Here is a 25,719-nt window from a genome sequence, read left to right on the forward strand (position 1 = left end):
GCAGGTTTTTACCTTACGGGAGGGAAGTCAGGTTGCTCAGGCAACCCGCCCCTTGCCCTGGATCACATCACCCCAGGCCGACTGCACCAGGCTGTTGGCCTGGCTGTCGAGCCGGTTGAGCAGGCCCATGTCGCCCGCTTCGGGGGCGAAGCTGCTCATGGCCTGGATCAGGTTGTCCACCGCCTGATGGGAGAGCGCGCTGTAGCTGCGCTCGCCGTCAGCCTGCTGCTCGCCAAGCCCGATCACCAGCTGGGCCCGGTTGTCGGCGAAGTAGTTGCTGAAGGTGGCACTGCCCAGCTGCTCGAACTTGCCCTGCTCGCTGGCGCCATCGGCACGACGGTTGACCAGCAGTTGCAGATCGTAGCCGCTGCGCTTGAACCAGAGATCCCGCCAGCTGACATCGTTGAAGACGATGAAGTCCTCCTTGCCGATGTCCTGCACCAGGTTCTCTATCACGGCGCCACTGAACACGAAGCTGTCGACGCCGGTACCACCGCTGAACTGGTTCTGGTAACCGCCCAGCACCAGCAGATCATCGCCGGCACCGCCATCGAGCTGACTGAACTTGGCGACCTGGTCGGCAATCAAGCGATCCCGGCCGTCACCACCCCGGATGGTGGCGTGATAGCCCATCAGCTTGACCTGGTTGTTGCCATGCTCGGCCAGCAAGCGGTTGTGATTGCCGAACACCATGGCAAAGTCATCGCCCTCGCCGAGCCGGATCTGGTTGTGATGACCTATGGTCACCGTGAAGTCCTGATCCGCGCCGGCATCGATCTGGTTGTAGTTGCCGGAGGTCACCAGATAATCCTGGCCTGCGCCCCCTTCCACTATGCCCTCTTCACCGAAGATGAAGGCCTGATCGTTGCCCTCGCCCATGAAGGCGCGGTTGACACGGCCGGCCAGCACGGCGACGTCGTCACCCTGCCCGCCGAACATCATGTTCTCCCGTCCCATCATGATCCCGGTGTCCTGACCGGCGCCGCCGGTGAAGATGTTGGAGGTGCCGGTGGCGTAGAAGACATCGTCCCCGCGACCACCCCAGAAGTTGTTGTTGTCGCCGAGGTAGGCCCCCAGATCCTTGCCGTCTCCCCCCCAGTTGAAGTTGTAGTTGCCAAGGGAGACATGCATGTCGCCATCTCCCTGCAGGTGGCCGCTGTTGCGCAGGAAGTCGAAGGTCTGCTCCTTCATGTTGAGCAGATCGGCCGTCAGGTTCTGCTTGAGGTTCTTGGCCAGCGTCACCACCTCCGCCTGCTTGTCCCGGTTGAACAGGGTGGCAAACAGGTTGGGCAGGCTCAGGGCGTTGAAGCCGAAGGCCCGCTCCTCGGTGGCGGCTGGCAGCGCCGCCGGCTTGGCCTCGTTCCCCTGCTGCACCGTCACGGTCCCGGACTTGGCCTCTTCGGGCGCCTCGTCCTGCAGGCCGTGGGTACGGGCAAAGCTGCTGAGGGCATCTTCCCCCAGATCCAGCCCGGCCTTGAGCTGATCGAGCCATTTGGCCGGATCAGTCAGGCTCTTGAGCTGATCGCCGCCAAACTCGGCGATGACCCCCAGCATCTCCTGCAACAGGGCCGGCGCATCGATGGCATCCCCATCACGGGCCACCAGCTGGCCACGGGCGTTGTAATCCACGCCGAAGATATCCGCCAGCGTGGTATCGGCCCCCACCCCTGCCAGACGACCCAGCAACCGGTTCTGCAGCTGGCGCGGCAGATCGGTCGGGGTGAAGGTAAAGGTGGTCTTGGCCTGCCCGCTGGCGGTGAACTCCTGGGTCATCAACCCGAACAGGGAGCCCAGGTTGGTGTCCAGGATCGCCTGGATGTTGTCACCGAACACGAAGTTCCAGTTGCCCGTGGTGACCTGGATATCGGCCCCCTGACCGGCAACGGCAAAGTTGAAGACCAGCTTCTCGTTGGCCTGGCGCAACTTGCCCGCCCGGTCCAGAGGGCCCTGCGCACCCTGGCCACCGCCGGAAATGCGCTTGTTGAACTCCTTGTTGAGAGTCGCTTCCAGGTCGCTCTTGAGCCCGCGACTGCTGCGCTCGTTGCCGCTGTCCAGGGTGGTGAGCGAGCCGTATTCGACGCTGCTGGTCTGATCCAGACCGGCCATGTCGGCCACGAACTTGTTGGCGCCGGCCAGGGTCCACTGATCCCACTGGCTGGCAACCCAATCCGGCTTGGCACCGTCACCGGCGATCTGCTGCAGGGCACCGGCAATGCGGGCGGCCCCGTCAAACGGATTGACCAGCGGCGGAGTGGGGATGGATTTCTCCAGCATCACGATGAGATCGTTGCTGCGCCCCAGGTTGAAGCTGACGTTGCGTTGCCCAACGAACAGCTGGGCCCCTTCCAGCGCCCGGTAGCCGGCGATGTCGACGCTGTGTTTACTGTCGCCATCCCCGATGTGCACCATGACGTTGTTGTCGCCGAAGGCCAGCGACTTCATGCCGCCCGTGCCTACCTTGACCCCCAGGTTGGTGGTCCCCCAGTTGAGGGCGGTGAACTCGCCATCCCCCACGTTGACCTGAACGTTGCCGGAGTAGCTGACCGCACTGCTGGTCTGGCTCGATGCCGTCTCCGGCTGGCGCTGTTTCTCGGGTGCGACGAAGGTCTCGTCGTTGTCGGCGATGGCGCCCCGGGCACGGCTTTCGCCCTCGCTCTGGCCCACTTTCGCCAGGTCGATGTCCCCTTCAGCCACGCCGCCGCGCACCCGCTCGTTGTACACCACGGGTTCGCCGGCGTCGTTGAGGGTCAGCACCACCTTGTTGGCGGCCACCTTGCGGGCCCACACATCCGCCTCACCACGGGTGTGCTTGCGACCCCCCTGGTCTACCGCCACCTCGCTGCTGCGAGCCGACACCTGGGTACGGATCCCCTCGTTATCCAGCGCCTGGATGAAGCGACGGGCAAAGCCGGCCTGCAGGTCGTCGCTCACCAGGGAGCAACCCACCAGGCTGACGTGACTCGGTTTGGTGACCACGCCGGCCTCTTGTTGCAGACGATCGCCCAGGCGGCGCAGGCGCCCGGCCAGCTCGTCGGCACTGTAGCCACTGAGGCGGCTGTTGTTCTGTCCATCCTCATCGCGGCCATGGCCGACCACCTGCCAGCGGATATTGCCGGCCAGCTGAGCCGGATCGCCATAGACCACCCGATAGTTGCCATCTGCATCCAGCTGCACCACCACGCTGTGGTCGGGGTGTTTGCCGGCCAGGCTGGCCGCGGCCTTGGCAGCCACAGGATCATCTTCGGTCTGGATGATGATCTGGCTGGTGAAGCGGGTCTCGCCCCCTTCGCTGCCCGGTGTCACCTCAGGTTGCTGCCACTGGTTGACCCGCTGGTTGCGAACCGGCTGGTCTTCGCCATCCAGCGCCGTCACCGGCGTCCACTTCCTGCCGACATCGGCGTACTCGACCCGCTGACTGACATCGTCCGCCTGCAGGTGGAAGCGATTGTCCGCATCCACCTTCAGGGCCGGCAGCCCCAGGCGATGGGTAATGCCGGGTACGAAGCCTTCGATCCCCTTGTGGGACGCCAGGTGCGCACTGCCGTAAATGGCGACGAACTTCTCGCCGACCGGCAACTTGCCCAAGACCTCGACGGCGACGTTGTTGGCCGCCCCGGCCCGGTACATCAGGCCGTGCTCGGTGCCAGCGATGGCGGGTCTGGCGGTACTGCCATCGTCCAGCGCCACGATCCGCATTCCCCGCTCCCGGGCCCGCTCGAACAGGGAGGGCTCCAGGTGCTTGTTCTTGAGCATGCTCGTCAGCTCGGGAGACATCTCTCCCCCCGCCAGATAACGGTCGATCAGCGGCTGAGCCAGCTCACTGCGCAGGTGTTCCAGAGCGATGACAGTCACCCCCTGGGTCTTGAGCGCATCCATCTGCTCGTTGACGAACCGCAGACCGTTGACGTCGCTACCGTGGGTTTCGCCGATCAGCAGGCCATTGCGGTTATCCAGCAGGCGCGACAGCTGTCCGGCCAGCGTGCTCTCGCCGTCCAGCTGGTTGTTCAGCGTCCGCAGGGCATCGCCACCATAGCGGGCATCCCAGGCCGCCACATCGGTCTGCTTGCTGCTGTGATAGATGTTCTCGACCTGCGCGATACGGCGGGACTCCAGCTCGCCGAGGTAACGACGGTCACCGAACTTGTCCAGCATGATGAGCTCGGCGGAGAGCTCAGATCCGGGGGCTGCCTGCTTGGCGGCCTCCTTGATGAAGTAGACCGCCATCTGGGCGGACTGCTCCCCCGTCATGTCCTGCAGCTCCTGGTAGGAGTAACCCAGATGCAGCACCTTGCTGGTGTCGTCCAGCACGGCACGGCTCAGCAGTCCCTCCCCCTGGGCTTCGCTCAGCCACTTCTTCAGATTGTCATGCTGCTCGCCGAGGACGACGTGGAATCTGGCCTCAAACGGCAGATCCGCCGGCACGCCCCCCTGGTATCCAGCCTTGGCCGCCAGATAGGGGTCTTGCGCCGCCCAGCGCAGCACCATCTGGGTGAGACCCGGGTGCTGGCCCTGCGCCTCTTCGGCGGCCTTGCCGATGACAATGGCAGCCAGGTCCGGGCGGGTCTTGGCCAGTGCCGTCACCTCGGCCTGCAACGAGGCCAGCTCGCCACGATAGAGATTTCCGTGAAGCTGACTCTGCAGCTTGCTCAGCGCCGGATTTCTGCCGGAACCTTCGTGCTTGACCAAGTAGTCGTCGATCAGATTGTTCAACCGCAATGCGGCTTCTACCTTGGCCTGTCCGCTGGCACCATGCAGCGTGGCGAGCTGATCCAGGATCTGCTGATAAGACTCGCCAATGGGCTTGGCAAAGACCTGGGCAGCTTTTTTCAGCTCTTCCGGGCTGTAGACGTCGGCAAACAGCCTGGCTGTGCGCTCCGTCACCCCCGTTTTGCCCGGCAGCTCCGCCATCGGACTCTCGTCAAATACCGGCAACTGCAGGATCTCCTGCAGGGTGACCTTGTTGGCCAGATCCTTGGACGGCTTGAAGCGGGCGAGCTCGGCGCCGTTCATCTCGCTGACCCTGAAGAACAGCGGCTTGCCATCCGGCCCCGGCTTGAGGTGGTAGCCGTTGGCCATATCCAGCCCCTCTTTGCCAAAGAAGCGGGTCATGTAACGACTGAACTTCTCGGCGGAGGAGAATTCGACGATGCCGGCATTGGGATCGTAGAAGCCGTAGATCCGGCCAGCCTCTCCCTGCTTGGCCCAGGCCGCCATGGCGTGGCCCGGCGCATCCAGCTCCAGCAACACGGGAGCATCGCTACCCTTGGCAGTCAGCTTGGTGAGCACGGTATCGAGGGAGATGGCGTTCTTGCCCTCCCACTTCTCCTTGACGATGTCGTACTTGATGCTGCGCAGGCTGTCGTAGTTGTAGGCGGCCGGCGTGTTGGTGTGGATCTCCGCCAGGCTGCCCACCAGCTTGCGGGCGTTGTCCAGCTCGGTAGCCGAGTAGCGATCCGGGTTGTTGATGACCGCCGCTGCGGAGTAGAGCTTCTCCATCATGCGCCGCGCCAGATCGGGCTGCCCCTCGCTCTCCAGCTGCTTGGCGACCAGCACCAGCTTGGAGAGGGGATCGCAGCGCCCGCCGAAGCCGTCATCCGCCAGATTGAGCAGCAACAGCTGGGGAGCCAGATGCTCTCTGGCATATGGATCCGTGCCACCTTGCGAGGCCACGTCGCGGAACAGACGGTTGGACTGCTCAATCCTGGGTTTGATGGTGCTCTTGAGCGCCCGGTTTTCGATCTCCCAGGCCAGCGCGCCCTGCTGCTGTGGCGTCAGGGTCGGCTGGACGAACAGGTCCACCAGCTGGGTCATGCTCATGTCGGACTGGAAGCCCTCGACCACCTTGCCGGCCAGCCCTTGCTGATATCCGGCCAGGAAGGCCTTGGTGGTACGGATGTCTCTGGTCGCCCCGTTGCTGCCCACCTGCGGGGTGAGCGCCTCCTGGTAGCGCTTGAGATCGCGTCTGATGGCCTCGATGCCCTTGAGCGGCGCCTCAATGTCTGCAGCCGGCGGCGTGCGGTTGAACAAGTCACCCACGATCTGCTCGGCGTACTGGCCCATCAGGCGGTTGCTGGCCAGATGGCCATAGAAGGTCTGCTCACCGCTGACCTGATAACCGGCCACGGCCAGCTTGGCCCGCAGTTTTTCCCCTTCGCTGCCAAGCCCTTCGTTGTCGGTCAGCAGCATGATGGGCGTGCTCTTGGGCAGGCCGTCGAGGTTTTTCTCCACCGAGAAACGACCGTTGATCGCCTTGGCGATCGCCCCCACCAGACCGCCCGGGTTGGGCAGCTCGTGGGCCTTGATCGCCTTGCTCATGCTGGGCATGGGGCGATCGAGCAGCAGCCCGCCCACCGGCTTGCCCTGCTCTGCGGCATAACGGGCCAGATCGGCGGCGATGGGGCCGCCCATGGAGTAGCCATGGATCAGGATCTTGCCAGGGGCCACCCCACGCTCTTCCACCAGATAGCGGAACATGGTGCGGGCATCCTGGTAGACCCCCTGCTCGCTGGGACCGCCATCGCTGGCCCCATAGCCGCGCAGGTTGACCGCCAGCATGTCGATGCCCTGCTTCTGGTAGTGGCTGCGAACCGCATCGGCCTGCTCCTCGGCGGAGGAACCCGAACCGTGCAGGAACAGCACCACCTCGGGCTTGCCATCCTGCGACGTCCCTGGCCGCTCGGCCCCCTTGTGCAGGTAACCGGACAGACGGCCGGCATCCCCTTGCAGGGTCACCTGCTCGGCCTCGCCCTTGCTCACCGCATGGTCGAGCAGTTGGCGGGTGATGTCGCCCACCTGGCGCCGCTCATCGCGGGTGCCGTAGAGGTTGTCGTTGAGGAAGCGGGTCAGCGGATTGAGCGGCTGCTTGTCCAGCGGCGCCGTATCGGCATCCGCCGCGCCCGGGCTCTGGTCCCCCGGCTTGTGGCCACCCAGGGCCTGCAGTCCGTTTGCATCCTCCGCTTGATGCTCGGCGGTGAGCTGGCTCCATGCCTCGGCATGGTTGGCCATCACCCACTCGGCCTTGTGGTTGGCAGAGGCCACCTTCTTGGCATTCTTGACCGGCGGCAGCCCCTGGCTCTCCCGATAGGCCTGATACCAGCTGTCGAAGTCCGCACTCTGCTCGACCAGGTTGTTGACCGCCGCCACTATGGTGCGGCGACTGACCGGGTCGAACTGGTCGAGGGTCTTCACCTCTACCCTGGCGGTCGACTCCGACTTCGGCACAAACTGGCTCAGCTCGTTCGGCACCTGACGGAACTCGAACAGGATGGCCGGTTCCGGGTGCTTGCCATCCCCCGTGGTCGCATTGTTGATGCCATGCCCGGCCACTTCGCCACCAAACTTGAAGTAGTCATAGATGTTCTGTGCCAGCGCCGGTGAATAAGCCGACTTGAGGGTCGCCAGGATCTGCTCGGACACCAGCTTGCGGTCATGGGCACTGAGCAGCGCCAACATGGCCACCGGCTTGGTTCTCGGCAAGATTTCCCAGGCATTCTTGACCTTGGGATCGGTCAACCCCTGGGCGTTGGGCGTGATCCCCTCGGCCAGCGGATCCCAGTCATTGATGTGAATGCCGTATTCCCGGGCCAGATCGGCCGTCTTGCCGTAAATGGAGGTGAGGTAGGCAAACACATTCTGTGCGGTGGCCGCATCCTCCCACTGCACATTGGCCGTGTTGGACAGCAACAGCTCCTTCAGCTCGGGGTGATACCAGGGAGCGGACTCCAGCAGCCGGATCTCCTGGGACGAGCCGGTACCAAACGCCTTGGCACTGACCGCCACGGTCGCCTGCTGGCCGCTCGGCGTCATGCCGATGGTCTGCCCCTGACCGTCACGGGCGGCGCCATTGCCGGCGGCGATCACGTGGTTGGCATTGGAGATGACCAGGGTGAAGCGGCCATCCTCGCTCACGAGATCGGACAGTCTGGTGTGATTGGTTTGGCTGATGTGCTGGGTGAACTCTCTGGCAAGCCAGAGCATGGCCTCCTTGCGAGCTTCCACCGCCTGCTGATCCTGCATCTCGCTTGGATAGGTCACCAGCTCTATGGTATGGGTCTGCCACTGGTTGATCCCTTTGACATCGCTTATTCCGGCGGGATTGGTGTACCCCCCCTGGTTCATGTCCTTGGTCAGCATGAACAGCGGATTGCCTGCAGCGTCGTGCACGTAGCCAAACTTCTGTGCCGAGTTCTTCGGCAACGCCACCACCAGCCCCGTCAGCTCGTTCTCGATGCCGATGGAGGAGCCGTTGAAGTGACTGCTGAACTCAGGCACGGCCTTGCTGCCCGTGCGGGGGCCATGCAGGCCGGTGAGATCCACGGCCGCCGTGGCCAGTACCTCATGCTGCTGCACCGGCTTGCTCGCCGTGGCTGTAGCATGTGCCTCCTCCTGCACCAGGCTCGGTGTTGGGGTCGGGAGCACAGGTGGTGTCGCCGGTTGACGGATCCCGGCATTGATCTGCAGGCGGTTGACCGCCGCTAGCGCCCCGTCGAGGGCGGACTGCTCCTGCTCGCTCAGCCCGGTGGCAGTGTCGATTGCCGAGGGTTGGACCTCATCAGGAGCCAATACGGTGCCGATCGCGGGCACATCCAGCTCGCCGGCCTGCGGCAGGGGCTGTGCGGTGGCCGAGGGCTGGCCGGGCTGGGCACCCTGGCGGTTCGGCTTGTCGCCGCTCTGCTTGAGGCTCGCCGCATTCTGTTTGGCCTGGTTGGCCTGCAAACCGGCCTGGCTGGCCGCCTGCTCGCCGGCGAGCTGCGCCTGGCTGGCACTCGCTTCGCCCTGCTGCTGGCGCGATGCAGCCGCCCCCTGGCGAGCCAGCGCGTCGAGACGGCGCTGTTCGGCCTGGGCGGCCCGCTGCTGGCCAGCCGCCTCGGCGTCACCTTGCAGCTGTTCGCTGCGCTGCTGACCCGTCTTGGACTTGGCCAGCGCGCTATCGACCTGCTGGTGCTGCGCCTCATGGCGGAGCCTGGCATCTTCGATCGCCGTGCCGGCCGTGCTGCCGGCATCGTCCAGATCTTCCTGCACCGTGCTCAGCAGGTGGTCGGCAAAGCCGGTGCGCCAGTGCTGGCCGGACGGCTCGCTCGCCGCGTCAGGGGTTCTGACCTGGTCAAACTGGCGGGCCAGCGTATCGAGCTGCGCCGTCATGTCGCGGGCTTCCGCCTCGATGGCGGCACGCTGCTGCTGGCCATTCTCCGCCAGCTTCTGCTGGTCGGTAGCCTCCAGCTGGGACTGGCTCCCGGCGATGGCGGCCAGCTGCTGTGCCTTCTCCTGCTCGAGCCGCTGTTTGTCGGCATCGGCACTCGCCTGATCGCCTCTCGCCCGGGCGGCGTTGTCATCTTGCGCCAGCTGGGCGCTGACCTGGCCTATCTCGGCCTTGCCGGCGGCGGTGGCCACCACGTTGTCGAGCAGGTAGCCAAGGCCGTTGTTCTCACCGGTGCCGCGGAACGCCAGGGTATTGGCACCTTCTCTGGCCGTCAGCGTCAGCGCCTTGCTCTGCCAGCTGCTGGCGTCCCCTTCGCTGGCAAACACCCGCTCACCATTCCACAGCACCTCGATGCCGTGTTGCAGGGAAATATTGGCCCGACGGGCAAAATCAAATGTCAGGTTGACGGTCTCGCCCGCCTTGAGGCCGGCAAGATCCTGGGAAATCTGGGTATTGCGGTCAGTCGACAGTTCGCTGACCCGGGCACCGTGCCCGTCGGTCGCCAGCCCGTAAGTGGCGGCGGAAAAATCGGCCTCGATGCCGGCGCCGGCATGTTGCCAGCCGTGCGCACCCTGTTCGAAATCGCCGTTGACGATGAGGTTATCGCCCCCTCGGGCCAGCCCCTGCTCATCGAGCTGCAGCGCCTTGTCCATTGCCTGCTCGTCGCGCTCGCCGGCCTGGCTCACCTTGCCGGTCAGACTGCCGGCCAGGGAGGATTTCACCTCGCTGATCTCGTCCAGACCAAAGCCGCTCAGTCCCTGTACCTCGCCCAGGCTGGCCGCTTGCGGGGTCTTGATCGGGCCATGTTCATCGCCCTGCACCAGATAGTTGATGGCCTGGTTGCCCGCGCTGCCGAGCAGGGTCTGCTTGATGTTGTCAAACAGGGTGCCGAGCTTGTTGCTGCTGGTATTGCTGCTGGCGACGGCCAGGCTGTAGAAGTCGCCGTTGCCGATCTTGATCGCCACGTTGTGGCGGGCATAGGCGGCCGTGATGTCCAGCCCGTCGCCGATCTGGACATTGGCATTGCCCTTGCCCTTCATGACCGCGATGTTGAGGCCGTTCCCTACCTTGGTGTTGAGGTTGTAGTCACCCCAGGCCAGGTTGACTGTGGTGCCGTCACCCACCTTGACGTTGTTGTTGAACTTGCCGTAGGCGGCCGTCACGCTCAGACCGTCCCCGACCGTGGTGGTCTGATTGACCTCCCCCTTGGCGAGGGTGACCTGGATGCCGTCCCCCACCCGGGTGACGATGTTGGCCTTGCCAAGCAGCGCCTGATAGCCTTCGCCATCCCCGACCTGGGTCACTATGTTCGCATCGCCCTTGGCCAGCACGACCTGACGACCATCCCCCACCTTGGTGATGACGTTGGCCTTGCCCCAGGCGCCGGTGTAGCCATCGCCGTTGCCGACCTGGGTGACCAGGTTGGCCTCCCCTTGCAGCACGGCCACTTCACGGCCATCCCCCACCTTGGTCAGCACGTTGGCGCGGCCCTTGGCGAAGCTGTAGCGATCGCCGTTGCCGACCTGGGTCAGCAGGTTGACGTCGCCCCAGGCGCCCTGCACCACCAGCCCGTCACCCACCTTGGTGATGAGGTTGGCGCGCCCCTTGGCCAGGCCTATGGTGCTGCCGGCCCCGACGTGGGTCATCACGTTGCCCACTTCGGAGATGAGCAGGCCCACCGTGGTGCCGTCACCTATTTTGGTCAGCAGGTTGCCCTTGCCCCACAGCACGCCGGCGGTGGTGCCATTGCCCACATGGGTCAGCACGTTGGCATCGGCCTTGGCGATGGCGCCGAGGAAGTCATCCCCCACCTTGGTGATGATGTTGGCCTTGCCCAGCGCCAGCACGCCGGTCAGACCGCTGCCGACATGGGTCACTATGTTGGCCTTGCCGAACAGGGCTGCCAGCGTGGTGCCGTTGCCCACCTTGGTCATCACGTTCAGCTCGCCGGCAAACAGCCCCAGGCTGGTGCCGTTGCCGATGTGGCTGTAGACGTTGGCCTTGCCGATCATCAGCGCGGCCGTCAGGCCATCCCCCACCTTGGTGAACAGGTTGGCCTGCCCCAGCATGGCGGCGAAGGTTTCGCCAGCACCGACGTGGGTGAAGACGTTGGCATTGCCCACCATGGCGGCCAGCGTCATGCCGTTGCCCACCTTGGTCGCCAGGTTGCCCTGGGCCAGCATCAGCGCCACGGTCAGGCCGTCACCGATATGGGTGAAGACGTTGGCCTTGGCCACCATCAGCGCCAGTGCATTGCCATCGCCCACCTTGGTGAAGACGTTGGCCACCCCGCCCATCAGAGCCCAGGCATCGCCTTGGCCTATCTGGGTAAACAGGTTGCCGGCGCCGATCATGGCGGCAATGGCCGTGCCGTCGCCCACCTTGGTAAACAGGTTGCCGGCGGCCCCCATCACACCCAGGGTGTCGCCATTGCCGACATGGGTCAGCACGTTGGCGCCCCCCAGCATCACCGCAGAGAGATCGCCATCACCGACCCGGGTCAGCACGTTGGCAGCCCCCAGCAGCAGCGCCTGGGTATCCCCCTGACCAATCTGGGTCAGCACGTTGGCGCCGCCCCCCAGAATGGCCTGTACCTTGCCGTTGCCCTTCTTGGTCAGCACGTTGGCGCCCCCCAGCAGCACGGCGCGGGTATCGGCAGCCTCGTCCCCCTGGGTGACGTGAGTCAACACGTTGGCACCGCCCAGCAGTCCGGCCGTCAGCTGGCCCGCGCCGAACTTGGTCAGCACGTTGGCACCGCCCACAGACAGGGCATCGAGCCGGCCGTTGCCGACCTGGGTCAGCAGGTTGAAACCGCCCCCCGCCAGCCACAGCCCCTGGCCATCGCCCAGCTGGGTATGGGTGTTGTAACCGCCCAGCATGACCACCTGGCTGTCGCCACGGCCCTGCTGCACCGAGATGTTGCCATAGGCCAGCAGACGGGCCAGGTACTCGCCATCCCCGCTGCGCACCAGCACGTTGGCCGCACCGGCGGCATAGACATCCATCCGGCCCTGGGCCCCCTGGTGGACCAGCACGTTGGCAAGGCCCGCCCCACGGAACACCAGGTCGCCACGCTGACCGCGCTTGATCAGCACGTTGGCCGCACCGGCACCGTTGAAGTGGATGTTGCCCTCGGTCACGTCGGATTCGATGACGTTGCCGCCACCGGCGCCGTCAAAGAAGATGTCCCCCTTGCTCTTGCCGCCACTTTGCTGACGGGGCAGCAGCAGCTGGCTGGAGAACTCGCGGGTGGCCGGCAGTCGATCCGACACGGCCGTGACGGTGTCGAGCTGGTAGTGTACCTCGCTCAGGGAGTAACCCCCCGTCCCCATGGCGGTGAAGCCGGTACGCTCCGAGATGACCTGACCGGCCAATCCCGCCAGGTGGTTGCCCTCCTTGTACCAGGCCTTGGCGAGGTACTTGAGCGCCCCGGTCTCCCGATCATTGGCCAGCTCCACCACCACTATCTTGGTGTAGGGGCCAAGCTGCTTGGCAAACACATAGGTGTTGGCCTGCACCCGGGATTTCAGCGCGCTCACGTCGACCTTGGTGCCATCCTCAAAAATGGCGTAACCGCTCATCTTGGCGCTGGAGAGCGTCACGTCGGCCGCCGCCACGTTCACGCCGCCACCGTAGTTGATCCAGCTGTTTTCGGTCAGATCCGCCTCTACCGCCTCCAGCTTGATGCGCTGGCGCCGCTCGAACACCAGATCGCTCAGCCGATAGGCGCCGTCGGTTTGCGTCGAGATGAAGCCGTTGTGCTCGTCGATCTGACGACCGGCCAGCCCGTCAAGCTGGTTCCCCTCCTTGTACCAGGAGGTGGCGTGATAACGCAGGGCACCGCTTGCGCCATCGTTGGAGAGCTCTACCCGGTTGATCTTGGTGTACATGCCATCGAAGAAGGCAAACAGGTAGGTATTGGGTTGCAGGCTGGACTTGATGGCCGTGACGGCCTGGGACTGGTTGATCCAGCTGCCGCCCATGGTGGCGGTAGTCAGCGCGATCTCGTCGGCACGGGCGCCGGCGAAGGGAGAACTGTCGCTGTCCGCGCCCTTGCGGGAGAGATGGTTGTAGCCCCCCGCCCCCTTGAAGTGGATGTTGCCCTCGGCCACATCCGACAGCAGCCGGTTGTAGCCGCCGGCCCCGTTGAAGTGGATGTCGCCACGGGTCTGCAGGTACTCGTCCTGCTCGTTGCGCAGCCGGGAGAGCTCGTTCCAGCCGCCGGCGCCGTTGAAGCTGATATCCCCCTCGCGCCCCTTGCGGAACACCTTGTTGTAGGCACCGGCCCCGTTCAGGGTGATGTTGCCGGACTCCACCAGGGAGCTGATGATGTTGGCCGCACCGGCCCCCGAGAAGTGGATGTTGCCCTGCGAACCCTGATACTGGCTGTGCCAGGTACGGTCCAGCTTGTTGGCCGCCCCGGCGCCGCTGTAGCTCAGATCGCCGCGGTCGGTCTGGTGCCAGAGCTTGTTGTAGCCGCCGGCCCCCTCGAAGCTGACGTTGCCGCTGATCCCCTTGCGGGTCAGGAAGTTGGCCAGCGCCGCCCCCTGATAGCGGATGTCGCCGTCACGCCCCTGGTGGTCGATGTTGGTCGCCCCGCTGGCACCGGCAAAGTGAACATTGCCGGACTGGGACTTACTGATGTCGGCGTAGCCCGCCGCCCCCTTGACGGTCAGGTTGCCGGAGTCGTCAACCACCTTGAGATAGGCGGCACCGCCATAGACGCTGTCGTTGCCCGTACCGGTATAGACGGTCGCACCGATGGATCCGACCCGGATGGTGTCGTCACCACCATAGGCACGGATGACGCCACCGAAGCCATAGGCATCGATATCATTGTTTCCGTCATCTGCTGTGTAATTACCGGTAAAGAAGTACTCAATACTTCTCCATACACTCTTTCCCATGTATTAACTCATTATGATTAAATGGAAAACCACTGCACCCTGCGAACACATTGACCATGCTCGGCATGAACATGACCACGCACGGTGCAGACCCGCTGCCCTTTCCATGGCAAGAATATCCGGCGACGCAGATCGCTCACCACGGCGCGGGCATGTCCGTATGGCGCTATCATCTCCGGAATAAAAATATGGTCGCCGGATTGCCAATCCTCACGGATCAGCTCGCGCTCGGCGGCCAGCAAGGTGTTACGAATGGATAAAGAGACAAACGCCCAGTTACAAAATGCAACCGGGCGTCCGTGTGAGTCTTCATAATAGCAGAACTGGTTCAACTCAAATGCTGGCAATATACGTTGCTGCCACTCGGCGACGGAATAACGCCGATGGAGAGAGGAGTGCTGACTGAGCAGCATGACTCCTCCCAACATATGTTGTTTTTGTTGCCAGTTCGGTTCCGTTGGTTGCAATACCAAGTGCATTGACTCCCCAAACCGGAAATTTATTTCTTCTTGCGCGGTGCAGCCTGTGCTGTGGCGGCAGGAGCGCTTTCCTGCACGTCGGCAGGGGCGGCCGGGATCAGGCCTGCGGCAATCAGCTTGTCGAACTCGGCGGCCATGCGCGGATCTTCAAGCATGTTTTTTATCATTGAAACCATATACATAAAGCCAGCAGCCGGCATGTGGACCGTCTGTTTCAGCGCCAGCTCATTGTCACTTTCCGCCATGACGCCCTGCGCCATCTTGAGCGGATCCTGGCCGACGAAATAGAGGGAAAAAATACCCTTGTTGTAGTTGACGCTGGATACTGTCTGTACAAACTGCTCTGTCATATAAATTCCATTATCAATAAATATAAGGTAAAACAAAAAACAAAAATCCCGCCAAAGATAAATCAACATGGCGCTAACATCTCATTTTTCGCTATATTTACCATATTTGAAAATATTAACCGGTTCAATTAAACAATGATTCAAAAATAGAGTAATTACGTCAAAATAAATATCAATGAACTCATTAAGGTTAATTGAGGCACACCTCCTGGGAACACGTCAGGATATATGGACTCAATAATTTATTATGGAGTTTGTCAGTGTATATAAAATTTGACAGGGAATTATCGGCTCGTTAGTATGCGCGCCCTGCCTGCAACAGGTCACCTTGCCCCATATAAACAGGAGGGGTTTAAACGCGGCAACGGGGTATATTATGACTGCGCATGACGAGTCTGTTTTGGCATGCTTGAAGATTATTACCGGATTATTGGGCTGTCCCCCTAAAGATATAGATATCACGCCAGACGAACCCTTTGATATTATTATCGATAGGCTGCAGCAGCAGACCGACAGCCGGATCCGCCAACGTCACATTGCTCCCCGCAAACTCGCCAAACAGACGCTCCCCCTGGTGCTGCTCAGTGACAGCGGTTCCCCCTTCGTGCTGGCCCAGCGCCAGGGGGAACAGGCCCTGATCCTGGACCCCGCCGTCGGCAATCCCCAGGTCATCGACCAGCAGGCACTGCTGGCTCGCTGGAACGGACGAGTCTATCAAGTACGCAGACAACAGAGCCGCTTTGACATCCGCTGGTTCATTCCCGCCTTCCTGCAGCAGAAGCGGCTGCTAGGGGAGATACTGCTCTTTTCACTGGTCTTGCAGCTCCTGGCGCTGATCTCCCCGCTCTTTTTTCAGGTCGTCATGGACAAGGTGCTGGTGCATCAGGCCTGGTCGACACTGGACGTGCTGGTGTTCGGGCTGCTGATCACCGCCCTGGTGGAGGTCTGCCTGCGCGGGTTGCGGGAGTATCAGTACGCCCACACCGCCAACCGGATCGACATCCAGCTCGGCCTGCGCATGGTGCAGCACCTGTTTGCCCTGCCCCTGCTCTATTTCAAGAGCCGCCAGGTGGGGGCCATAGTGACCCGGGTACAGGAGCTCAACACCATCCGCGAGTTCCTGACTGGCACCATGTTCACCCTGACGGTGGACGTGCTGTTCATGTTCGTCTTCCTGGCGGTCATGGCCAGCCTCTCCGGCATGCTGACTCTGGTGATCCTGCTCTCCATCCCCGCCTATGTGCTGATCGCTTGGTGGATCACCCCGCGCATGCAACAGGCGGTCGAACAGCAGTTCGGCCACGCCGCCGCCAACACCGCCTTCTTGAACGAGACGGTCGCCGGCGCCGAGACCCTCAAGAGCCTGGCGCTGGAGCCGCGCTTCGTGCGGCGCTGGGATGAGCAGACCAGCCAGATGGTGACCGCCGGTTACCGGGTGCAGCAGCTTAACAATGCCTCCCAGCACGGCGTCATGTGGCTGCAAAAACTGGTGAGCGCCGGCGTGCTCTGGCTCGGTGCGAGCGAGGTGATCAGCCTGCAACTCACCATAGGCCAGCTCATCGCCTTCAACATGATGGCCGGCCACGTGGCCCAGCCCCTGTCACGGCTGGTGGAGCTGTGGGGCCAGTTCATCCAGACCCGGATCGCAGTGGACAAATTGGGGGACATGCTCAACCTGCCCCCCGAGCATCAGCGTGACGGCGCGGGTCAGGTGAGTGCCGGCGCCATTCAACTGGAGCGGGTGCGCTTTCGCTATCAGCCGGACGCCCCCCTCATCATCGATGATCTCTCCCTGACCATAGCGCCCGGCGAAACGCTGGGGGTAGTCGGCGGCTCAGGCTCGGGCAAGAGCACCCTGGCCAGGTTGCTGCTGCGCCTCTATCAGCCCGAGCAGGGCGAGATCTTCATCGACGGCCAGCCCATCCGCCAGCTCCCCCTCCACCACCTGCGCCAGCAGATGGGGGTGGTGCTGCAGGAGAACCACCTGTTCAACAAGTCGGTACGGGACAACATCGCCCAGTCGGTGCCCCATGCCAGCCTGGACCAGATCATCCGGGCCGCCACCCTGGCCGGCGCCCACGACTTCATTCTGCGGCTGCCCCTTGGCTATGACACAGTGCTGGCGGAGGGGGGCAGCTCGCTCTCCGGCGGCCAGCGCCAGCGCCTCGCCATCGCCCGCACTCTGCTGGCCGACCCCAGGATCCTCATCTTCGACGAGGCCACCAGCGCCCTCGACGATGAGTCGCAGGCCCTGATCCAGCGCAACATGCGCCAGATCGCCTGCGGCCGCACCGTCATCACCATTGCCCACCGTCTCTCCACCGTGCGCCAGTGCGACCGCATCATCGTCCTGCAACGCGGCAAGATAGTGGAGCAGGGTGACCATGCCAGCCTGCTGGCGCGAGGAGAGCACTACGCCCGGCTGTGGCGGCTGCAGCAGGACTTGCACGAGGAGACCCCATGAATCTGCGTACCTGGCTGGCCCGCTTTCGCCAACCCCGTCCACCCCGGCAGGCGGATACCCACTACGGCTTTCTGCCGGCCCACCTGGCGCTGGCCGAGACGCCCCCCTCTCCCTTTGCCCGCATCACGGCGCTGACCCTCAGTGCCGGCGTGCTGCTGACCCTGCTGTGGGCCTGCTGGGGCGAGCTCGACATCCAGGCCACCGCCAGCGGCCGCCTGCTGGTGCTTGGCCGCAGCCAGCTGATCCAGTCCTACGAGCAGGCCAGGGTGGTGACCATCCACGTGGAAGACGGTCAGGTGGTGGCCGCCGATGCGCCGCTGCTGACCCTCAATACCCTGGGGGTCAGCCAGGATCTGAGCCGCTTGCGACAGCAGCAGGCCTTCCAGTACCAGACGCTGATCCGCTACCAGGCGCTCTACCGGGAGCAGACACCCGACCAGCATCCGGACTATGCCAGGCTCACCCCGGAGCAGCAGCAGGCACTGGTAGAGAACTACCAGAGCGAGCTGCACGAATTTCACAGCACCCTCAGCAACCTGCAGGCCGAACTCGGGGTCAACCAGGCCAACCAGGCCGCCAGACGGGGCGACATGGCCTCCCTCACCACCCTGCTGGCCAACATCCGGCCCCGCCTGCAGGCTCGTCAGACCCTGAGCCAGTCCCAGGCCATCTCCCGGGTGGAGTATCTGGAGCAAGAAAAAGAGCTGCTGGAGACCCAGCGCCAGCTCGCCCAGCAGCGGGCGGAGCTCGAGGTGCTGCAATCCCAGCAGCAGAGCCTGCAGGAGCGGCTGGCCGGCTTCAAGGCACAGAAACAGCGGGAGTGGATCGAGAAGCGCCAGCAGGCCAGGCTGCAGCTCACCGCCATTGAGCAGGAGCTCGCCAAGCTGCGCGAGCGGGAGCACCTGGAGGTGATCCGCGCCCCCGTGGCCGGCACGGTGCAGCAGCTGGCCATTCACACCCAGGGCGCCGTGGTGCAGCCGGCCCAGCAGTTGCTGGTGATCGTACCGAACGAGGGGGTACAGCTCGCCGAGGTGAAGATCCTCAACAAGGACATCGGCTTCGTGCACGAGGGGCAGGCGGTGAGCATCAAGGTGGACGCCTTCCCCTACACCCGCTACGGCACCATAGATGGCGAGCTGGTGAGCGTGTCGCGCGACGCCACCGCCGATGAGCAGCTGGGGCTGGTCTTTGCCGCCAGGGTCAAGCTGAGCCAGGGCGAGATGTTGATCGACAACCAGCCCGTCAGGCTCACGCCGGGCATGTCGGTGGTGGCGGAGATCAAGACCGACCGGCGCCGGGTCATCGACTACCTGCTGAGCCCCATTCGCGAGTATCAGGCCGAGGCGCTGCGGGAGCGATGAAAATGGACCAGACCCACGCCGCCGACCGCGCTCCCGTCGCCAATGGCACCCTCGCCGCCCTCACCCACGCGGCCCATCAACTGATGCTGACCGCCGATGCCGATCAGCTGGCCCACGCCCTAGGTTGCGATCTGGCACCGCCCGACCTGACGGTGCGGGAAGCCGCCGCCCACCTTGGCCTGCGTAGCGCCTTGTCACAGGGGCCTGGCTGCCCGCTCGCGGCGCTGCCGCTGCCGGCCTTGCTCAAGCGGGATGGCCGCTGGTACACCATCACTGCCATCACGCCAGCGGGCTGGCAGCTGTTTGATCCCGCCAGCGGCACCAGCAGCCTGCAGCCGCTGCCGAGCCAAGCCGAGGCGGCGCAGTGGCACTTTCTGTTACTGGCCCAGCAGGATCTCACCCCGGCCGAGGTCAAGTTCGGGCTGGGCTGGTTCAGCCCGGCGGTGCTGCGCCAGCAGAAACAGCTGCGGGACGTCTTCTGCTTCGCCATTCTGCTGCAGCTCATCGCCCTCGCCAGCCCGCTGCTGTTCGAGAACATCATCGACAAGGTGCTGGTGGGACGCAGCCTCGGCAGCCTGCACGTGCTGGCTCTGGCCATGGTGGCACTGGCCTGCGCCGAGCCGCTCTACGGCTTTCTGCGCGGCCAGGTGTTCGGCCATCTGGCCAACCAGGTCAATGCCGAGCTCTCCGGCAAGCTCTATCGCCATCTGGTCGGACTGCCCATCGGCTACTTCAAGACCCGCCAGACCGGCCAGATCATCGCCCGGGTCAAGGAGATGGCCCAGATCCGCCAATTCCTCACCGGCTCGACCCTGATGCTGGTGCTGGATCTGCTGTTCATCCTGCTGTTCGTCGGGGTCATGTCTCACTATGCCCCGCGCCTGACCGCCTGCGTGCTGGGCTCGCTGCTGATCTACTTCCTGCTCTGGCTGCTGATAGGCCCCCTGGTGCGCAAGAAGGTCGAGGCGGAGTATCAGGCGGATGCCGATGCCACCAGCTTCCTGACCGAGGCGGTCACTGGCATCGAAACCATCAAGACCACGGCCACCGAACGCCGCTTCTACCAGGAGTGGCAACGCCTGCTGGCGCGTCAGCTCAGGCGTGGCTTTCAGGCCAAGAAGGTGGGACTGGCGGCCGCCCAGGGTATCGACCTGGTACAAAAGCTCACCGCCGCCCTGCTGCTCTGGCTTGGCGTCGGCGAGGTACTGAACGGCCGCATGAGCCCGGGGGAGCTGGTCGCCTTCAACATGCTGGCTGGTCACGTCACCCAGCCGGTGCTACGCCTTGCCCAGGTGTGGCAGGATTTTCAGCACACCCTGATCGCCCTGCGCCGGGTCGGCGACATCCTCGACGAGGCGCCGGAGCATGGCAACCACGGGCTCGCCTCCGTGCCTGCCCTTCAAGGCGCCATCGAGTTTCGCCACATCCGCTTTCGTTACCAGCCGGATGCCCCCGAGGTGCTGGCCAACCTCTCCTTCGCCATCGAGCCGGGGCAGTTTATCGGCATCACGGGCCCGTCCGGCTGCGGCAAGAGCACCCTCACCCGCTTGCTGCAGCGGCTCTATGTGCCCCAGCATGGTCAGGTGCTGGTGGACAACATGGATCTCGCCATCGCCGATCCCGTCTCCCTGCGCCGCAACATGAGCGTGGTGCTGCAGGAGAGCGTGCTCTTCTCCGGCACCATCGCCGACAACATCCGCATCTGCCGCCCCGATGCCACTCAGGCCGAGCTGGAGCAAGCGGCGCAGCTGGCTGGCGCCCTCACCTTCATTCGCGAGCTGCCCCAGGGCTTCGAGCAACAGGTGGGAGAGAAGGGGGCCCGCCTGTCGGGCGGGCAGCGCCAGCGCATCGCCCTAGCCCGCGCCCTGCTGGTCAACCCCAGGATCCTGCTGCTCGACGAGGCCACCTCGGCCCTCGACTATGAGTCGGAAGCAGCCATCATGGCCAACATGGCGGCGATCCGCCGCGGCCGCACCCTCATCAGCATCGCCCATCGCCTCAATACCCTGCGCGAGGCGGACCGAATCCTGGTGATGGAGGCGGGACAGATAGTGGAGTCGGGCAGCCACCATGAACTGCTGGCTCGCGAGGGGCTCTATGCTAGGCTGTGGCGCCAGCAGACCTCTGATGACGAGCTCCCGGCCATGGCCCGCACCGGCTAATGACTGGGTTGTGAATAATGGCGGGCTGATTCAGTCCCGATACAGGCGGGGCTGTTAGGATCCGGATTGACTCTCCCCGTCATAAGCCCTCTAATTGACAGCCTGGATCCCCATGATCGCGCACCTTATGAAAATTTTGTTAGTCGAAGACGACAAGCTGCTCAATCACCACCTCACCACCCTGCTGACCGAAGCCCAGAATCAGGTGCACAGCACCGAGAGCGCCCAGGTGGCGCTCCATTACGCCGCCGACTACCCCATCGACGTGGCCATCATCGATCTGGGCCTGCCGGACATGGACGGTCTGCAGCTCATCCGCCAGTTGCGCGAGCAGCAGATCCCCTTCCCCATCATCGTATTGACCGCGCGTGGCAACTGGCAGGACAAAGTAGAGGGGCTGGAAGCGGGGGCGGACGACTACCTGGTCAAGCCGTTCCAGAAGGACGAGCTGCTGGCCCGCCTCAACGCCCTGGTGCGCCGCAGCGCCGGTTTCATCTCTCCCAGGGTCAAGGCTGGCGACTACGAGCTGGATCTCTCCCGCAAGGAGCTGACCATCGCCGGTACGCCGGTGGTGCTCACCAGCTTTGAGTACCTGATCCTCGAATATCTGATGCGCAACGCCCGCCAGGTGGTCTCCAAGCAGCAACTGCTGGATCAACTCTACGGCGACGGCGAGGGGGACCCCAACACCATCGAGGTGATGGTGAGCCGGCTGCGCAAGAAGCTGGATCCGGAGGGGCTCATCCAGCCCATCTCCACCATCCGCCGCCAGGGCTACATCTTCAACCTGTCGTGCAGCTGATGGGCTTTCGTCTGCCGCGCCCCATGCGCTTAATCCGTCGCTCGCTGCACATCAAGCTGATGCTGAGCGCCATGCTGGTCATCGCGCTCATCATGTCCTTCTCGGTCTACATCCTCTATCTGGGCCACACCGATGAGCAGGCCCAGAAGGCCAGCACCCGCATGCAAGAGAACCTCTCCAAGCTGTTCTCCTCCAAGATGCCGGACGCCCAGGCCAGCACGGATCTGGGCCGGCTCACACCGGATGCCATCGACCCCAACCTGGACACTCTTATCTGCCGGGCCGACGGCCAGCTGAGCTGGTCCAGCCTGCACATGCCGGAGGTGATCCAGGTCAAGGACTCCATCTGCGACGATCTGATGAAGTACCTGGGCGGGCTGGATCAGGACTACTTCTTCAAGCGCCTCACCATCAAGAACGGTGAGAGCTACTTCATCTACAGCCTGCGCTTCTTGCGCAACCACGGTGACGGCCCCACCACCTATTACGTGGTGATGGTCGATTCCGCCAAGCGCTACCTGCTGCAGACCCGCGACTACCTCTACCAGTGCATCCGCCAGGCCCTGCTCGCCTACGCCCTGCTCGGCGCCCTGCTGCTGCTCACCAGCTTCTGGAGCCTGGGCTCCCTGCGCACCATGGCGCGCCAGATCGACGAGATCCGGGCCGGCAAGCGGGAGGCGCTCTCCAACGACTATGAGCGGGAGCTGACGCCGCTGACCGAGTCGGTCAACCAGCTGCTGGAGAACGAGCGCCAGCAGACCCAGCGCTACCAGCATGCCCTCAACGACCTGGCCCACAGCCTGAAAACCCGGCTGGCGCTGATCCAGATGACGGCGCAGGAGGTCAAGCTGGGGCGCGACATTCACGACAACATCAATGAGCAGATCCTGACCATGGATCAGATCATCCAGTACCAGCTGCGCCGCGCCGTCACCGGCCGCAAGCGGCTCGCCAGCAAGGGGACCGAGCCGGTGCCCCTCATCGAGAAGCTGCTGGCCAGCCTCGCCAAGGTCTATCGCCACAAGAAGCTGCAGACCCGCTTCAAGTTCGACGACGACGTCTTCTTCGCCGGCGAACAGGGGGACCTGATGGAGCTGATGGGCAACCTGCTCGACAACGCCTTCAAGTTCGCCATCAGCGAGATCAAGGTGACGGTGAGCCGCCGGCTCGACCGGTTGCGGATCGAGATCGAGGACGACGGCCCCGGCATCGACCCGGGCAAGTCGCAGCAGATCTTCCAGCGCGGGGTGCGCGCCGACAGCTCCCCCGGCCAGGGGATCGGGCTGGCGGTGGTCACCGAAATCGTGCACAGCTACGGCGGCCAGATCATGGTGGACGAGTCCCCGCTCGGCGGCGCCCGCTTCACCCTCGACCTGCCCTGAGGCCATCTCTGTCCACCCAGTGCGCCTGCCAACCGGCAGGCGCACTGCATTGTGGCCCTACCACCTCACACAGACCTGGCTGCCGCCATCGCCAGCACAACAGGCCGGCAGTAAACGGCGGGCATAAAAAAACCGGCCGCAAGGGCCGGTGAAACAGTTCAGGCTTGTCAGGTGACAAACGCACCCAGCGGATGAAGAGAAGTCCCAATTCCTTATGGCGCCTTCTCTTCTTGAGTACGTAGGGACACTCTACGCCATGGTCACTGAATCAAGGCTGAACCATGGCCATTGCGTCACCCGCCCTGTCGTTGCTTACAACTTGATGCCCAGCGACTGGCGCAGATAGGCACCGGCACCGAGCAGGCCCGGCCCTTCATGGGTGATGAGGAAGACCGGGATATCCTTGAGGTAGGATTTGAAACGTCCCTTGTCTTCGAAGGCCACCCGAAAACCCGAGCCAATGAAGAACTCCTGGAGGCGCGGCACTATGCCACCGGCGATGTAGACGCCGCCGAAGGTGCCCATGTTGAGCGCCAGGTTGCCGGCAAAACGGCCCATCAGCACACAGAACAGGCTCAAGGTGCGACGGCAGTCCAGGCACTCGCCCGCCAGCGCGCGCTCGGTGATGTCCTTGGGTTCGAACGCCTGCGGCTCACGGCCATCGGACTTCACCAGACCGCGGTAGATGTTGACGAGGCCAGGGCCGGAGAGCAGCCGCTCGGCCGAGACGTGACCCAGCTCGGCGCGCATCACCTGCAGCACCGCATCCTCCTCTTCGCTGTTGGCGGCAAAGTCCACGTGACCGCCCTCGCCCGGCAGGCTCAGCCACTGCTCACCCGCCTGCACCAGGTGGGCCACGCCAAGGCCGGTGCCGGCCCCGTAGATGGCGATGGGCTTGCCGGCCACGGGGGCCGCGCCTCCCAGCTGGATGCGATCGCTCTCCTCCAGCACGGGCACCGCCATGGAGACGGCAGTAAAATCGTTGATCACCTGCAGCCGGGTCAGCCCCAGATTGGCCTGCATCTCGCTGATGGAGAACTCCCAGCTGTGGTTGGTCATGGCGACCCAGTCGCCGTTGATGGGGCAGGCGATGGCGATGCAGGCTTCGCCCACCTGCACCTTGTGCTCATCCAGATAGAGGCGAACCACGGCTTCGAGAGTGGGATGAGCCAGCCCGGAATAGGTCTTGGCCCGGGAAATGGTGCCGGTTGCCAGCTCGCACAGGGCCAACCGGGCATTGGTGCCGCCTACGTCGCCGACCAGCGCATGGGTATGCTGCATAAAACAACTCCTTCGTTACTGGGGTCGGGGCGGCCGTTACCGTCCCGCACTTATTATTTGGTGCCAATTCTACCCGAGCCCCTCCCCTTGCGGCGCGTTTGATGGGTGCAACTGTGCGCCCGCTCACAGTGTTGTTGCTTTGCAACATTTGTAAGCGCTTTCACGGAATGACTGGAAGTTTGTAACCAAAACAACGAAATAATTAGACATGAGTCATACTTTGCAGGGCCGAGATTAGTTTCGATAAGAGCTTGTCTTGTATAGTCATCAAGTTGATTGGAAACCTGCTTAGCCATGAATTTAGTGCAAAGACACTGAAGCTAAATTACAAAAACGCCTGGTGGTGATGATGAATACCCTTGATAAAATTACTAATAATTTGGAAAGTTTCAGTAAATCAGAGCGTAAAGTCGCCGAGGTCATCCTGGCCTCCCCACAGACGGCCATCCACTCCAGTATCGCCACCCTCGCCAAGATGGCTGACGTCAGTGAACCGACCGTCAACCGTTTCTGTCGCCGGCTCGATACCAAGGGCTTTCCCGATTTCAAACTGCATCTGGCCCAGAGCCTGGCTAACGGCACGCCCTATGTGAACCGCCACGTGGAGGCGGAAGACGGGCCCGATACCTATACCGCCAAGATCTTCGAATCCACCATGGCCTGCCTCGATGCCGCCAAGAACAGCCTGGACATCTCGGCCATCAATCGCTGCGTCGACATCCTGACCCAATCCAAGAAGATCAGCTTCTTCGGCCTTGGGGCCTCCTCCGCCGTCGCCCGCGATGCACAGAACAAGTTCTTCCGCTTCAACATTCCGGTGGTGAGCTTCGACGACATCGTCATGATGCGCATGAGCTGCATCAACAGCAGCGAAGGGGACGTGGTGGTGCTCATCTCCCACACCGGCCGCACCAAGGCGCTGGTGGAGATTGCCGCGCTGGCCCGTGAAAACGACGCCACCGTCATCGGCATGACCGCCAAGGACTCCCCGCTGGCGCGCGAGTGCAACCTGGTGCTCTCCATGGACGTGCCGGAAGACACCGACGTCTACATGCCGATGGCCTCGCGCATCGCCCAGCTCGCCCTGGTGGACGTGCTGGCAACCGGTTTCACCCTGCGCCGCGGCATGAAATTTCGCGAAAACCTGAAGAAAGTCAAAGAAGGTTTGCGCGAATCCCGCTTTGATACACCCCACTCTTCGTGAACAACGGGGGCCCCGGCCCCCGGCTGTCTCTGCCACCTTCCTTGGTGTAGTATTGTAATTTAGTAACAAAAGCCACCCAGATGGCTTGCAAGCGGGTGCAATGGGTCATGCGCTTGACGGGGCAGTAT

At 63.4% G+C, this 25,719-nt stretch carries 10 protein-coding genes; 6 read left to right on the forward strand and 4 right to left on the reverse strand.

Annotation, left to right across the window (positions count from 1 at the left end; genetic code table 11):
* Positions 1 to 36 precede the first annotated feature (36 nt).
* The 3 genes from rtxA to rtxH are packed head-to-tail and all read right to left on the reverse strand — an operon-like array spanning position 37 to position 15,004.
* Positions 37 to 14,106, reverse strand: a complete 14,070-nt coding sequence (gene rtxA / locus CK627_RS19405) for an MARTX multifunctional-autoprocessing repeats-in-toxin holotoxin RtxA (protein WP_095593148.1) — start codon at positions 14,104 to 14,106, stop codon at positions 37 to 39.
* Positions 14,107 to 14,123: 17 nt separating this feature from the next.
* Positions 14,124 to 14,585, reverse strand: a complete 462-nt coding sequence (gene rtxC / locus CK627_RS19410; RefSeq protein ID WP_010634639.1) for an RTX toxin-activating lysine-acyltransferase RtxC — start codon at positions 14,583 to 14,585, stop codon at positions 14,124 to 14,126.
* A gap of 20 nt (positions 14,586 to 14,605) precedes the next feature.
* Positions 14,606 to 15,004, reverse strand: a complete 399-nt coding sequence (rtxH, locus tag CK627_RS19415; RefSeq protein WP_010634640.1) for a protein RtxH — start codon at positions 15,002 to 15,004, stop codon at positions 14,606 to 14,608.
* A gap of 307 nt (positions 15,005 to 15,311) precedes the next feature.
* Here rtxH and CK627_RS19420 point away from each other — a divergent pair, with 307 nt between their 5' ends.
* From CK627_RS19420 to CK627_RS19440, 5 genes are all read left to right on the forward strand, one after another.
* The gene (locus CK627_RS19420) at positions 15,312 to 17,399 is read left to right on the forward strand and encodes a peptidase domain-containing ABC transporter (RefSeq protein ID WP_095593149.1); all 2,088 of its coding nucleotides are present in this window, start codon (positions 15,312 to 15,314) and stop codon (positions 17,397 to 17,399) included.
* Positions 17,396 to 18,760: an HlyD family type I secretion periplasmic adaptor subunit gene (locus CK627_RS19425; protein WP_065018234.1), complete on the forward strand. Its 1,365-nt coding sequence runs from the start codon at positions 17,396 to 17,398 to the stop codon at positions 18,758 to 18,760. Before CK627_RS19420 ends, CK627_RS19425 begins: the two co-directional genes overlap by 4 nt.
* A 2-nt stretch (positions 18,761 to 18,762) precedes the next feature.
* A complete protein-coding gene (locus CK627_RS19430; protein WP_095593150.1) occupies positions 18,763 to 20,922 on the forward strand; it encodes a type I secretion system permease/ATPase in 2,160 nt (719 codons plus the stop codon).
* A gap of 127 nt (positions 20,923 to 21,049) precedes the next feature.
* Positions 21,050 to 21,724: a response regulator transcription factor gene (locus tag CK627_RS19435; RefSeq protein ID WP_010634645.1), complete on the forward strand. Its 675-nt coding sequence runs from the start codon at positions 21,050 to 21,052 to the stop codon at positions 21,722 to 21,724.
* Positions 21,724 to 23,106 carry an ATP-binding protein gene (locus CK627_RS19440; protein WP_167385389.1) on the forward strand — a complete coding sequence of 461 codons (1,383 nt, stop codon included), beginning with the start codon at positions 21,724 to 21,726 and terminating at the stop codon, positions 23,104 to 23,106. The genes CK627_RS19435 and CK627_RS19440 overlap by 1 nt, the downstream gene beginning before the upstream one ends.
* A 312-nt stretch (positions 23,107 to 23,418) precedes the next feature.
* Here CK627_RS19440 and glk read toward each other — a convergent pair whose 3' ends face one another.
* Positions 23,419 to 24,387 carry a glucokinase gene (glk, locus tag CK627_RS19445; protein ID WP_095593151.1) on the reverse strand — a complete coding sequence of 323 codons (969 nt, stop codon included), beginning with the start codon at positions 24,385 to 24,387 and terminating at the stop codon, positions 23,419 to 23,421.
* Between the two features lie 349 nt (positions 24,388 to 24,736).
* Here glk and CK627_RS19450 point away from each other — a divergent pair, with 349 nt between their 5' ends.
* Positions 24,737 to 25,591 (forward strand): MurR/RpiR family transcriptional regulator, encoded by an 855-nt coding sequence (locus CK627_RS19450; RefSeq protein WP_005298732.1) that lies wholly within the window; start codon positions 24,737 to 24,739, stop codon positions 25,589 to 25,591.
* Positions 25,592 to 25,719 lie beyond the last annotated feature (128 nt).

Origin of the sequence: Aeromonas dhakensis (assembly GCF_002285935.1) — a bacterium.
GTDB lineage: Bacteria > Pseudomonadota > Gammaproteobacteria > Enterobacterales > Aeromonadaceae > Aeromonas > Aeromonas dhakensis.

Bases quoted from the DNA above. Each gene is read 5' to 3' on its own strand.
- rtxA (WP_095593148.1), bottom strand. From the start codon at position 14,106: ATGGGAAAGAGTGTATGGAGAAGTATTGAGTACTTCTTTACCGGTAAT.
- rtxC (WP_010634639.1), bottom strand. From the start codon at position 14,585: ATGCACTTGGTATTGCAACCAACGGAACCGAACTGGCAACAAAAACAA.
- rtxH (WP_010634640.1), bottom strand. From the start codon at position 15,004: ATGTTGATTTATCTTTGGCGGGATTTTTGTTTTTTGTTTTACCTTATA.
- CK627_RS19420 (WP_095593149.1), top strand. From the start codon at position 15,312: ATGACTGCGCATGACGAGTCTGTTTTGGCATGCTTGAAGATTATTACC.
- CK627_RS19425 (WP_065018234.1), top strand. From the start codon at position 17,396: ATGAATCTGCGTACCTGGCTGGCCCGCTTTCGCCAACCCCGTCCACCC.
- CK627_RS19430 (WP_095593150.1), top strand. From the start codon at position 18,763: ATGGACCAGACCCACGCCGCCGACCGCGCTCCCGTCGCCAATGGCACC.
- CK627_RS19435 (WP_010634645.1), top strand. From the start codon at position 21,050: ATGAAAATTTTGTTAGTCGAAGACGACAAGCTGCTCAATCACCACCTC.
- CK627_RS19440 (WP_167385389.1), top strand. From the start codon at position 21,724: ATGGGCTTTCGTCTGCCGCGCCCCATGCGCTTAATCCGTCGCTCGCTG.
- glk (WP_095593151.1), bottom strand. From the start codon at position 24,387: ATGCAGCATACCCATGCGCTGGTCGGCGACGTAGGCGGCACCAATGCC.
- CK627_RS19450 (WP_005298732.1), top strand. From the start codon at position 24,737: ATGAATACCCTTGATAAAATTACTAATAATTTGGAAAGTTTCAGTAAA.